Source organism: Desulfobaculum senezii, from assembly GCF_054657395.1.
This window is the reverse complement of the sequence record NZ_BAAHYU010000006.1, coordinates 1-10,834: the sequence shown is the minus strand read 5'-3', so window position 1 is coordinate 10,834 and position 10,834 is coordinate 1. Positions and strand designations below refer to the sequence as shown.

General features: G+C 63.5%; 15 protein-coding genes. All 15 read right to left on the bottom strand.

The window, feature by feature from the left end; genetic code table 11:
- The coding region (locus ACYQ2T_RS17740; RefSeq protein ID WP_459902175.1) for a phage late control D family protein at nt 1-985 on the bottom strand (985 nt) is incomplete at its 3' end.
- Nucleotides 976-1,179, bottom strand: a complete 204-nt coding sequence (locus ACYQ2T_RS17735; RefSeq protein ID WP_459900060.1) for a tail protein X — start codon at nt 1,177-1,179, stop codon at nt 976-978. The genes ACYQ2T_RS17740 and ACYQ2T_RS17735, both read right to left, overlap by 10 nt.
- Entirely contained in the window at nt 1,154-1,567 is a 414-nt protein-coding gene (locus tag ACYQ2T_RS17730; protein ID WP_459900061.1) for a phage tail protein, read from the bottom strand. The genes ACYQ2T_RS17735 and ACYQ2T_RS17730 overlap by 26 nt, the downstream gene beginning before the upstream one ends.
- 5 nt (nt 1,568-1,572) lie before the next feature.
- Entirely contained in the window at nt 1,573-3,573 is a 2,001-nt protein-coding gene (locus tag ACYQ2T_RS17725) for a coiled-coil domain-containing protein (RefSeq protein ID WP_459900062.1), read from the bottom strand.
- 133 nt (nt 3,574-3,706) lie between these two features.
- The gene (locus ACYQ2T_RS17720; RefSeq protein WP_459900063.1) at nt 3,707-3,943 is read right to left on the bottom strand and encodes a phage tail assembly protein; all 237 of its coding nucleotides are present in this window, start codon (nt 3,941-3,943) and stop codon (nt 3,707-3,709) included.
- Nucleotides 3,944-3,954: 11 nt separating this feature from the next.
- Entirely contained in the window at nt 3,955-4,461 is a 507-nt protein-coding gene (locus tag ACYQ2T_RS17715) for a phage major tail tube protein (protein ID WP_459900064.1), read from the bottom strand.
- The gene (locus ACYQ2T_RS17710; protein ID WP_459900065.1) at nt 4,461-5,669 is read right to left on the bottom strand and encodes a phage tail sheath C-terminal domain-containing protein; all 1,209 of its coding nucleotides are present in this window, start codon (nt 5,667-5,669) and stop codon (nt 4,461-4,463) included. The genes ACYQ2T_RS17715 and ACYQ2T_RS17710 overlap by 1 nt, the downstream gene beginning before the upstream one ends.
- Before the next feature lie 4 nt (nt 5,670-5,673).
- Nucleotides 5,674-6,012, bottom strand: coding sequence for a phage tail assembly chaperone (locus ACYQ2T_RS17705; RefSeq protein WP_459900066.1), 339 nt, complete (start codon nt 6,010-6,012; stop codon nt 5,674-5,676).
- Complete coding sequence (locus ACYQ2T_RS17700; RefSeq protein WP_459902165.1) at nt 5,999-6,238, bottom strand: hypothetical protein; 240 nt, start codon at nt 6,236-6,238, stop codon at nt 5,999-6,001. The genes ACYQ2T_RS17705 and ACYQ2T_RS17700 overlap by 14 nt, the downstream gene beginning before the upstream one ends.
- Nucleotides 6,239-6,248: 10 nt before the next feature.
- A complete protein-coding gene (locus ACYQ2T_RS17695; protein WP_459902164.1) occupies nt 6,249-7,793 on the bottom strand; it encodes a phage tail protein in 1,545 nt (514 codons plus the stop codon).
- 10 nt (nt 7,794-7,803) lie between these two features.
- The gene (locus tag ACYQ2T_RS17690) at nt 7,804-8,418 is read right to left on the bottom strand and encodes a phage tail protein I (protein ID WP_459902163.1); all 615 of its coding nucleotides are present in this window, start codon (nt 8,416-8,418) and stop codon (nt 7,804-7,806) included.
- Nucleotides 8,411-9,298, bottom strand: coding sequence for a baseplate assembly protein (locus ACYQ2T_RS17685; protein WP_459902162.1), 888 nt, complete (start codon nt 9,296-9,298; stop codon nt 8,411-8,413). Before ACYQ2T_RS17685 ends, ACYQ2T_RS17690 begins: the two co-directional genes overlap by 8 nt.
- On the bottom strand, nt 9,295-9,630 hold the full coding sequence (locus ACYQ2T_RS17680; RefSeq protein WP_459901641.1) for a GPW/gp25 family protein: 336 nt from the start codon (nt 9,628-9,630) through the stop codon (nt 9,295-9,297). The genes ACYQ2T_RS17685 and ACYQ2T_RS17680 overlap by 4 nt, the downstream gene beginning before the upstream one ends.
- Nucleotides 9,630-10,292: a phage baseplate assembly protein V gene (locus ACYQ2T_RS17675; RefSeq protein ID WP_459902161.1), complete on the bottom strand. Its 663-nt coding sequence runs from the start codon at nt 10,290-10,292 to the stop codon at nt 9,630-9,632. The genes ACYQ2T_RS17680 and ACYQ2T_RS17675 overlap by 1 nt, the downstream gene beginning before the upstream one ends.
- Nucleotides 10,273-10,800, bottom strand: coding sequence for a hypothetical protein (locus ACYQ2T_RS17670; protein ID WP_459902174.1), 528 nt, complete (start codon nt 10,798-10,800; stop codon nt 10,273-10,275). The genes ACYQ2T_RS17675 and ACYQ2T_RS17670 overlap by 20 nt, the downstream gene beginning before the upstream one ends.
- Nucleotides 10,801-10,834: the final 34 nt, after the last annotated feature.

Sequence of the window (10,834 nt, the reverse complement as noted above, 5' to 3'; positions counted from 1 at the left end):
CCTCCACCTCCGACACAAACCCAGCGCCACCGAGTCGATGCACAGCCTTGGTGGCGCTCCACGTTCCGGCTATGCCGTGGCGGAAGCCTCTCAGTTCCATTTTACACTCTGCCTGCAGGTCTGGCCTTCCGGGGAGTGTTAGGGTTACCGTTTGCTTGCCTTTCTGGAAGGCTTCCAGCTTGGCGCGGGCGGCCTTGGTTGCGGCCTTTCGGGAAGGGTAGGTGTGGCGTATGCGGAAGGCTGGTTCGCCTTCGCCCACGGTTTCGTCCACGTCCTGCGCGGCGTCCTTGTCGCGCCATGTCGCTATGACGCGGCGGTAGGCAGCGCGCTCGGTGATATCCACGCTCCAGTTGGTCACATCCTCAGGCGTTAGCGTGACGGTGTGCAGGGGCTTGCCGCTGGCGGTTTTGCCTTCGCCCTTCTTCACGAACACCAGCGCTCCGCCGTTGGCCTTGGCGACCATACCCATGTCGGCGGCGACGCGTGTAAGAAGATTCATGTCGCTTTCCCCGATTTGATCAAGGTGCCCCAGCGGCTCGCCCGCCACGTCTTCGGCAATGGCGGGGGCAAGGCCATGCTCCGCCGCTATGGTCCGCACCACGTCGCCCACAGTCCCCGGCGTCCATGAGCGCGTGCGCTGCGTCTGGAGCTGCGAATAGGTTCCGCTCTTCTCGAACGGTGCGCCGCTAGCCGTGATGGCCAATTGTCCCGGTGGGCCAGACAGGGTGAGGCCATCCACAACATACAGCCCCATATACCGCGCGCGATCGCCGTACCCCAGCCACACACGCAGTTCCGCGCCCGTGGCCGGAAGGCGGATGTGTGGCGCTGTATCGGCAAGGGTGATGCTCAGCGCGTCGGACTGCATCCCGGCTTCGTCTGTGATGGAGAGCGACGCCAACCGCTCGCGGATCGCGCTGGTGATGTCGCTCCCGTTCGCCACCACGCGGAAGGCGGGCGCGTAGAGTTTGCGGTCTAATCCCACAGGCTCACCCCTTCATCAGGCTCCGGCGCGGGCAACTCCGGCAGGACGATCACCACGCCCGCATCCAGCACAGGGCCGAGATCAGCAAGGTCGGGATTCGCCTCCAGCACCGATTCCACCACGCCCGCCGTACGCCCGTAATGGCGCTGGCAAATGGCGTCCACCATGTCACCATCCTTGGTGCGATACCGCATCGGACTCTCCGTAGTATTTGAGCTTCAACGTAAATTCGATCTTACGCGGCACGCCGTCGGCAAAGACGGTGCCCCGTGTTTCGTCCACGTTCAGCACAACCCACCTGCCATGGATACGGCCAAGGCCATCAACCAAGAGCAGCGGCTTGCCCTGCCCCGCCTCGCGCCGCATGTCCTCCACTTGCGACAGTCCGCCCCGGAAATGTGGATACACCACGCCGGACAGGCTGATGGATTCCTCACCCGGCCCAAGGAACTGAAGCGCCGCCTCGCGCCCGTGCCGCTCCTGCGCGGCCCAGCGGTACGCGGTGCTTCGCTGCACCTGATCATACGCGGCGGAATTCAGTCCGAAGGCATACCGCCCCAGCTTCATCATGATGTCCGACATATCGCCTACCAATCATACAGCGCCTGCCGCTTTGCGGTGCGCTGCATGCCGTTCAGTTTCCGGATAACCGCCGACGCAAGGGCTTCCTCGTCCTGCCCCGGCGCGGCATTGATGGTGATGCCGCCGACCTCCATAGCCACGCCCGCGCCGCCCGCCTTGGGCAGGGACTCCGGCACGTTCAACGCGGCGCGCGTACCACTGGCCGCGCTCTTCTCCTTCTCAGCCAGCATACTGCCCACTTTGCCGCCCAACGCCTCGCCGCCAAAGCCGCCAAGGATCCCACCGACCAGGCCACCAACAGCCGTGCCGACAACCGGCACCACAGAACCAATAGCGGCCCCGGCCAGCGCGCCCCCTGCGGAGCCGCCAAGGCTACCAAGGTTCTTGCCCACGCCCTCCTTGTCGCCGGAGCGCACTGCGCTGTACAGGCCAGCGCCCGCCATCATCACGCCGAGGGGCTTGGCGAACTTTCCAAGGAGCCGTCCGCCGCCGCGCAGGAGCTTCCCCACGCGTCCAAGCTTGCCAAGTTTCCCCAGCCTGCCCAGCTTGCCCAAACGGCGTGAGCGCCGCCCCTTGCCCTTGCTGCCCGAGCCGCCAAAATCATCGGAGCCATAACCGCCACCGCCGTTCACCACGCGCACGGGGATGGCTCCACCGCGCCCGCCGCCCTTGCCGCTGGCCGCACGGCCAAGCTTGCCCATCGCGCCCACGGTGCCGACAATGCCACGGCCAAGGCGCGCCATTCCCATCGCCGCCTTAGCGCCCACAAACGCCACGCCGCCAATGGCCGCCGTCAGCGTCCCCCACGCGGCCACACGTCCGGCCATGCTCACGGCATCGCCCACGCCAAACAACCCGTCGCGCAGGTCCTGCACCCACGCCGCCATCCGGATGCCTATACCGTTCACCAACGGCGCAAGCGCGCCGCCGATCAGCCCCGCGAACTCGCCCGCCGTACTGCCGACCACCGTACTCAGCCGTCCAAAGGCGCGGTTGTACTGCTCCGCCCCGGCGCGGCCCTCGTCGGAAAGCTGGTTCAACGCCTGCTGCTGGGCAAGCAACGTCTCTACGCTTTCCTCACGGGTGCGCAGATAGCCAAAGAACTTATTCGCCTCGCCGCCCATCAGGATATCAGCGGCGCTCACGGCCTGCGCGTGGTCGTCCACACCCTTAATGGCTTCGGCAAGACGCAGGAACTGCTCCTCCGGCGCAAGGTTCTGCAAATCCTCAAAGCCGAGGCCAAGGATTTGCAGGGACTCCTTAACAGGAGTGATTTCCTCAAGCCCTGCGGATTCGCCGAGCTTGTTGTTCATCTCCTCCATAAGGTCGCCGACGTGGTCGGCCTCGAACCCGGCTTCCTTGGCAATGCCGCCCCACGCGGCGAAGGTGTCGGCGCTGACGTTGAGGGACTTGGCAAGCGCAGTCTGCTTGGCCGTGAGCTGGTTCGTCATGGTCATGGCCGCGCCAGCGACGCCGATGGTCCCGCCAACCACAGCGGTATAGCGGGCCGTGGTCCCAATCATGCTCTTGAGACGGGCGGCGCGCTCCTGCACGCCCTGCATCCGCTTGTACTTCGTTTGCAGGCGGTCCATTTCGCGCCCAAGGCGGTTCGTTTCCTGCGCCGCCGCGCTGGTGTCCACGCCCACGGCTTCAAGCTGCTTCTCCAGCCCCTTCAACTTCTCGCGCTGGGACTGATAGGCGCGGCCAGCCTTGCGCGCGGCTTTCTCGGCGCGCTCCACCTGCTGCCGTGCCCGCTTGGTCGGCTTTTTGGAGCGCTCATACTCACGACGGAGGCGGGCCGCCTCCCGTTTCAATGTCCGGTACTCGCGGCCCGCCTCGCGCACCCCTTGCGGGTTGAACTTTTGCAGCTTGTCCTGCTGCTCCTTCACGGTACGAATGGACTCCCCAATGCCGGAGAAGTCGCCCTTCACGGCCTTGGTCGTCGTGCGGAAGGAATCGGATACCGCCGCGCCAATCTCGACCACGGCGGACATTTTCTTGCGCATCAGCTCGCGTTCTCCTGCGGTAGTTCAGCTATCCAATCAAGCATGTCCTCCACGGCCATGCCCGTCAGCTCCGCGCACGACCACCCCGTGTAGCGCGCAAGAAGCAGCACGCACCGCCGCGCCTCTCGCGGCGTTAGGACAAAAAATCCCGGTACACCTCCTGAAGCTTGGTGTAGTCCTTGAGGTCCATCCCTTCGAGCACCTCGGGCGACACCTCGCACAGGTTGGCGAACAGACGAAGCTCCTGCTCCACGTCGGTCCCGGCGCGCTGGACGGCGATCTGGTCGCGCACCTTGGGGCGACGCATGTTCAGCGTCTCCAGCTTTTGGCCCTTGTATTGAACCGGGTACTCAAGCGTAATCCGTTCCACTGTGTCCTCCTTTAGATGCCGCAGGCGTCGCGCAGTTCTTTGAGTTGATCGGTACCGCCGATGACGCGCTTCATGTTCAGGGCGTCGATTTCGTGCAGCGTTTTGCCGCCCTGTTCGCGTTTGAAATAGGTCAGCGCCACAGTCACGGACAGCGAGGCCGCTTCGCCAGGTTTCCACGCGCCGTCCTCAATCTTGGTCACGGTGCCGCGCATCTTCACCACCACGGGCGTCACCACCCCGTCGAGGCTTTGCAGACCGCCGCGCGCCGTAAGCTGAATGCCGTTGTTCTGAATGACGCCAAAGCTGCCGAGGATATGCTCGCACTGCTTGGACAGCGTGAACGTGGCCTCCATTTTCTCCATGCCCATATCAATGGCGATGGACGTATCCATACCGCCCGCGCGGAAGTCCTCGGTCACGAGACTCAGCGCCGGGAGCTGGAGTTCCTTGCATTCGCCGACGTAGCCGCGTCCGTCCACGAACAGGGCAAAGTTTTTCAAGATGTTCTCTGCGGGCATTAGTTGAAGACCTCCTCGATGTAGTCATTGACCAAATGGCTGCGGAACGTGACGTGCTCCGCCGGATACGGGGGCGTGAAGTCAAAGTCGAAATAGACCTTGCCCTGCTGGACTTGGTCGGGCGTATTCAGTTCCGGATCCGCCCAGCACTCGCCGCCAAGGATCGCGCCCACGGCTTCGAGGTGACGCAGGTAGGCGTTCACGCCTTCCACCACGTCGTCCACGTAAGTTTTGGTGATGTTCCGGTCCACGGCCCACAGGTGCGCGGCAAGGATGGACTCGTTGATCATGTCCGCCGTGCGGCGCACGGACAGGAAGGACCACTTCGGGTCGGTGCATCCGGTGCGGTTGCCCCACAGACGGTAGCCGCCTTCGTTGATGATGGTGGCGACGTTCTTCTCGTTCAGCATGTTGGCGCGGCAGTTGACGTCACCCAGGGTGAAGTCCACAGGACGCGCGGTGCCGGAAATGCCCATCACCTGCTGGTTGGAGGGCGACCACCAAAAGCCCCGGTCGTTGTCGGAACGGGCAATCATGCCGGCCACACGCGCGGATGCAGGCTCGGCAACGTATTCGCCGTCGCGGTAGACCTTCACCCACGGGTCCACCATGAACACGCGGGCGGTGCCGAAGTCGCCCATGGCGGCGATGGCGTCGGTGTCGTTGGAGTTCGGACCATCCACGATGACCACAGCGCGCAGACGCTCGGCAATGCCTTCCAATTCGGCGGTGACGGGATTTTTGAGGAAGGAACCGGGATTGTCCGCATCCTCGGCGCGCTGATGCGTAAAGCCGGGAGCGAGCAGAACGCGCGGGGTAAAGCCAAGGACAGACGCGCTGGCGCGCAGGGCCTGCACGCCCATGTACTGCCCGGTGGCTTCATCCACGCCGCCGACCACGTTGGTCATGGTCGCGGCATCATCCGCACCCTCGTCCACACGCACCACGACAACCATGGCCCCGGACTGGTCCAGAATGCCGTCCAGCGCGGCAGGTAGCGTGCCCGCGCCATCGCCCACGGTATCCAGCTTGGCGGCCTCGCGGCGGTTGCCCGCAACAAGGACCGGAGTGTTCAGAGGAAAGACGCTGGCGTCGGCGTCCGGAGCCGTGCCCACAATGCCGATGACGGAGCTTTTCACGGTACGAATGGGACGCGGACCACCATCAATCTCGACGACTTCCACGCCATGCAGAAACTGTTCAGGCATTAACTTAGACCTCACTGGTTGCAGGTTCAGAGGCGGACGCACCAGAGGCGCCTGCGCCCCCAGCTAAAGACGGCTCGGCAGGCGCTTCCGGCCAAATGATGTCACGGGGAAAACCTACTTGTTCGGGCACAGCCTCCAGCGCATTAGCGTACGCATCCCACTCCGCAAGCTGCGCATCGATGCCCGCCGTGTCGCCCGAGGCGGCCACGACAACGCGCCGCTTGCGCAAGAGCTGCATCACGGCGGGGTCGTACTCCTCGCGCATGAGACGGTCCCGCTCGGTGCGGGCTTGTGTAGCGAGCAGTTCAGACTTTTTGGTTTGGTCAATTTTAATCAAACGCATTCGATTTCCCTCCAAATCCGTCGGTCAGGTCGGCGGCGTCGATTGTCCAGAGGTCGCGCTCTGTGCGGTCAACAGGAATTTCGGATGCATCAACTATTTTGTAGGGCGTTCCAAAAGGAACATCCTTTTTGGCAATAGCTTTTATTCCGTGCCTCAGTAGAGCTTCTGGCGTTGGGATGATTACCGCTACTTTGTTACCGTCTGTTTTGTAAATTATTCTTTTCATGTGTTTCCTCTTAGCAAAAGATTTGTAGAACAGTTGATGGCGAGTCATACTTTTTGTCACTGTAAACCACAATAATTTGCAAACTGGTCGCTGTTTTGGTCATAACTGGCGCTCTCGACACAGTAACATAACCACCACCTTCTACTGGGTCGTCCGCGCTTGCACTCCAAGAATAATTTGCATCAGGCATCGCGGTAGTGAAATTAACCGTGTAGTTCCCAACACCATTATCTGTAATACTACTTACGTTGCCACTTGCTATAATTGTAGGTGTATCCATCCCGTTGAAGTTCACCCACGCCCTGCATAAATACAGCGGCGCACTTCCCGGTGCTGTGATTGCTGCTTTGTCGAGTTTGTTCCCATTAATCACCGCCACTTGGTCAGCCAGCGCCATCATGTCCACCTGCGCGGCGTTCACGGCCACGTCGGCTACCTTGATGCAGGGGAGCACTGCGAGTGAATTAACAAGGTTCTCCCCTGCGCCATCAGTTGAGGTATAACCTTGATATTCTGGTTGTTCCTGGGAGTTTCCCCCACTAGCTCCTACAAATCCGGGCAGGTCCTCAACCGTACGCCCGTACACAGACACAAAATCACTTCCACCTGCATCGGTCACACCGTTTTTATGCTTATGGGCCAGCACCTCCCCAGCGATCCAATCTCCAACCTCTCGACCAGTGACACCTTCCTGCGCCGCAGCAAAGTAATGTTTGTAGCACGGCAAGATAATGTGCGTGTCCGTCACACAATACCGCCCACACGAACCATCCTGTGCCGCCGCTTCCGCGTCCCACGCGGCCTCGTCGGTCAGGTAGTTCCCGGCGGCAAGGACGGCCTCGTCCAGCTGCGGGTACAGGCCGCGCTGGAACTTTTGTTTGACGTTGGCTGGGACTGTTCCGGGCAGGGGGACTCCGAGCGAGGACCAGCACAGTTGCCCCACGGGGACACCCGCGACACTTCCCCACGCCACGCTGCCGTCCTCCTGCATCACCAGCACCTGCCCCGGCTCTCCGCCTTCGGGGATAGTGTGGTGGGGATCGTCGGTGCGGGCGATGTGGGTTTCCAGCAGGGTGCGGACTTCCACAACCTGCGCGTCCACATAGCCGCGGCTTGCGAGCACCACCGTCGGGTCCACCTTCAGTTCCACGGCGGCGGTGTTGCTCACCTCCATAACAAGGCGCACGCGCAGTTCGGCGGCGGAGCCTTCGGCAATCTGCGGTTTGTAAGTCTCAGGCAGGTTGCCCACGGCAAACAGATCGCCATCGGCGTCAATGATGCCTGCCTCGCGGATGGTCCAACCGCCTTCCTCGGACGGGATGACCAATTCGGCCACGATGTATGCCGGGTTGTCCGGGTCTGTTTCCAGCGTGTTGAGCTGGGCGCGGTAGACCTCGCGGGTCAATGCAGTCTGCGCCGCATCCGGCGTCACCATCTGCCCCGCGCCATCGCCTACGGCGCAGTGCGTCAGGGACACAGTCCGGCCAAGCGCTACGGCATTCGCCAGCTTGGCCCGGCCCGTCTCGGTGAGGATGACAAAAAAGTCCTTGGCCATATCGTCCTCGCTAGGGTTGAGCGGTTACAGTCGTAAACGTTTGCAGCGTCGCGCCGACATGCAGCGGCGAAGTCTGCTCGATATTCTTAGGACGCCACGGCAACACCGTGAGGGCTGCGCCCATATGCAGGGCCATCCCCGCATGAACGTATCCGCGCGAGGTCGAGACCACGGCAAAACCGCGCAGGTGCGAGCGGGCGTTCTTGGCCGCATCCACCACGCGCGTCAGCATGCCGTACAGGCCTGCATCCACGCCGCGATCATCCACCTCGATCTCAATGGCGAAGGTGTACGGCTCGCCCTTTGGGTTTTCCTCCCACCATTCGCGGATGCGCACCCGGTAGCCAAGGGCGCGCACCGCCCGGTCCACCGCGCCGCGCGTCCCCTTGTGCCTGTGCACCCACACGGCCGCGCGGATGGCCTCGCGCTTTTGTGCTTCGGTCCAGCTTTCGTCCCATGCGTCCACGGACAGCGACCACGCCAGCCACGCAAGCAGCGGCTCCGGGCATTCCCCCGCGCGCCACACAGCGCGCAGCGGCACGCCAACGTCAGACAACCGCGCCACGGCCTCGGACAGTGCCCGTTCCATGGCCGTTGCGCTTGGCGGCAGCAGGTGCCTAGGCACGCTCCACCTCCAGTTCCACGCCCGTGCAATACGCGGCCTGATGCGGCGCACAGGCCACATCCGCCACAGGCTCGGCCAGCGTCACACGTGCAACACCCTCCACCTGCAACGCCGCATAGACCTTGGACAACGGCATCCCCGCACCCAGCACATGCCCTGCCTCAGCCACGACCCACATATCCGCAAAGGCTTCGTCACGGACGGCCTCCGCGCTAGGGCCGGGCTGAATGGCAAGGGTTGCGCGGACGGCATAGGTGACGACCTCTGCCGCCTGCACGGTGACGTAATCCGTCAACGGACGCGTTTCCGCCGCCATCAAGGCGGCCTCCACGGCAGACAGCACCACCGGGTCCGGCGTACCGCTGCCTTCACGGCCGAGCACATGGACCACCACTTCACCGGGCGCAGGGCTGCTTACGGCAGCATCCCGCACACCCGGCACAGTCAGAGCATGAAAGATATACGCGCGGTCCGGTCCGGCCACGCTAAAGCCTTCAGGCGCAAGCTGGATGCGGCGGCGGAACTCGGCATCGGCCTCCCACGTTGGCGGCACAGGCGGATACGCCTCCGGATCACCGGGAGCCACAAGTTTGCGCTCCAGCGGCACCAAAGCCGCAAGGTGATCCAAATCCGTCCCCCCGGCATAGGCCAGCATCACACTACGGGCCGCATCGTTCACGCGCTGGCGAAGCAGCGTTTCGCGGTAGGCGGCGGTCTCTAAAATCTTGTATGCGGGATCAGACTCCACAAGCGCGGTGTGCTCCGGATGCCGCGCACAGAAGTCCGCCAGCATTTCGCCAAGCACGGTTTCGGCGTCCAGCTCCTCCACCACCTGCGGCGACGCAAGCAAGGACAAATCAATATCCGAGAACCCGCTCATACGATGATGCCCTCCATGGTCACGGGTCTGCCGTCCGGCAGGTAGATGCCGACCAAATCAAGCTCCACATGCCCCGGCCCAGCTTCGCGCGCGGTGACGCGCTCCACACGAAAGCGCGGCTCCCACATGGCGATGGCCTCCGCCGTGGCCGCGTAGAGTTCCACAAGCGTCTCGCCATTGAGTGGCGCGTCAACCAGCTCGAACAAACGCGAGCCGTATTCCCGCCGCATCACGCGCGAGCCGATGGGCGTCGTCAGGATGTCGCGCACGGACTGACGCAAATGGTCGAGGCCGGACAGATCGCGGCCCGTTGTGGCATCGATGCCGCGCACTACTTCGGGCCTCCGGTGTCGCCGCCATGCGGACAGGGATGAACGTGGCCGTTCAGGGACACCGCCGCGCATACGTCCGCGTCCGTGGTGATGTCGCCCACGGTGTGCAGGTTGCCCTTCAATGTGGCGTTGCCGCCGCCGGAGCCGCCGCCCTGCGTCATAGGACCGTTCAGAAAGATAGTGCCGTTCAAGGTAATCTGCGGCGCAGTGACTTCCACAGCGCTCCCGGCCGTAGCGCTGATGACGCCGCCCGCCTGCACAGTCACATTCTTGGACGCCTCGGCCACGATGTCGCCGGGGATGACGGCGTGCAGGCGGTGGGCGCTGCGGTCATAGTCTATGACGGCACCGTCCGCGTAGACGCGGCGGTCTACATCCGGCGAGGACGCGGGCGCAGGGTGCGCGGACTGATAGATGCTGCCAAGCACCACGCCCTGCCCGGTGTCGCCCGATGGCGACAGCACCACAACCTGCTCCCCCACCTCCGGCGACCACCATGTGCGGTCATTCCCGGCGCGAAGCGTCAGCCACGGCAACCAGTCCGAAACGGCCTCGCCAAAGGCCACGCGCACCCGCGCGGCAGAATAGTCAGCCTCGGCCACGGTGCCCACGCGGATTACCGACGCAAGCCGCCGCTCCATGTCAGAGACTCGGAAGTTCATCAGCCGTTACCTCGGTGTACTTATCCTTGTGGTCCTCGCCGACCAACGGCGCATACGACGCCAGAACCTGCTTCACAGGCACGCCCTCGCCATCCCACACGCTCTCGCCCAGCGGCACATCAATTTCAAACTCCACCCGCCACGACAACGCGCCGGAAAAGCTCGGTTCAAATTCATTCGGCTCCGCCGTCAGAAACCGCGCGGGCGCGACCTGCGCCCCAAACCGATTGTCCTGCACCAGCGTGGCCGCAGCCGCCGCCATACGCCGAAGCTCCTGCTCCACGCCGCAGACGCGCGCGGCCACCACAAGGAACACCTCCCAACGGCACTGCACCCACAGGCGCTCGGTGCCGTCGTCAGCCTCCCCGGCCCGCTCCATCCCGGCCAAATGCACCACAGCAAGCGGCGCGTTGAGCTTCCTGTCAACGCCATAGTCCACCACATCCCGCAGCCCCGGCAGCCCCTGCCTCAGCGCCGCACATATCCCAGCATGAACCACGTCAATCACTGCCAACCTCACCGCGCCTTACTCACTTCCCAGC

Excerpts from the sequence above, each read along its gene's own strand:
- ACYQ2T_RS17735 (WP_459900060.1), bottom strand. The coding sequence starts at position 1,179 with ATGCGGTATCGCACCAAGGATGGTGACATGGTGGACGCCATTTGCCAG.
- ACYQ2T_RS17730 (WP_459900061.1), bottom strand. The coding sequence starts at position 1,567 with ATGTCGGACATCATGATGAAGCTGGGGCGGTATGCCTTCGGACTGAAT.
- ACYQ2T_RS17725 (WP_459900062.1), bottom strand. The coding sequence starts at position 3,573 with ATGCGCAAGAAAATGTCCGCCGTGGTCGAGATTGGCGCGGCGGTATCC.
- ACYQ2T_RS17715 (WP_459900064.1), bottom strand. The coding sequence starts at position 4,461 with ATGCCCGCAGAGAACATCTTGAAAAACTTTGCCCTGTTCGTGGACGGA.
- ACYQ2T_RS17710 (WP_459900065.1), bottom strand. The coding sequence starts at position 5,669 with ATGCCTGAACAGTTTCTGCATGGCGTGGAAGTCGTCGAGATTGATGGT.
- ACYQ2T_RS17705 (WP_459900066.1), bottom strand. The coding sequence starts at position 6,012 with ATGCGTTTGATTAAAATTGACCAAACCAAAAAGTCTGAACTGCTCGCT.
- ACYQ2T_RS17700 (WP_459902165.1), bottom strand. The coding sequence starts at position 6,238 with ATGAAAAGAATAATTTACAAAACAGACGGTAACAAAGTAGCGGTAATC.
- ACYQ2T_RS17695 (WP_459902164.1), bottom strand. The coding sequence starts at position 7,793 with ATGGCCAAGGACTTTTTTGTCATCCTCACCGAGACGGGCCGGGCCAAG.
- ACYQ2T_RS17685 (WP_459902162.1), bottom strand. The coding sequence starts at position 9,298 with ATGAGCGGGTTCTCGGATATTGATTTGTCCTTGCTTGCGTCGCCGCAG.
- ACYQ2T_RS17675 (WP_459902161.1), bottom strand. The coding sequence starts at position 10,292 with ATGAACTTCCGAGTCTCTGACATGGAGCGGCGGCTTGCGTCGGTAATC.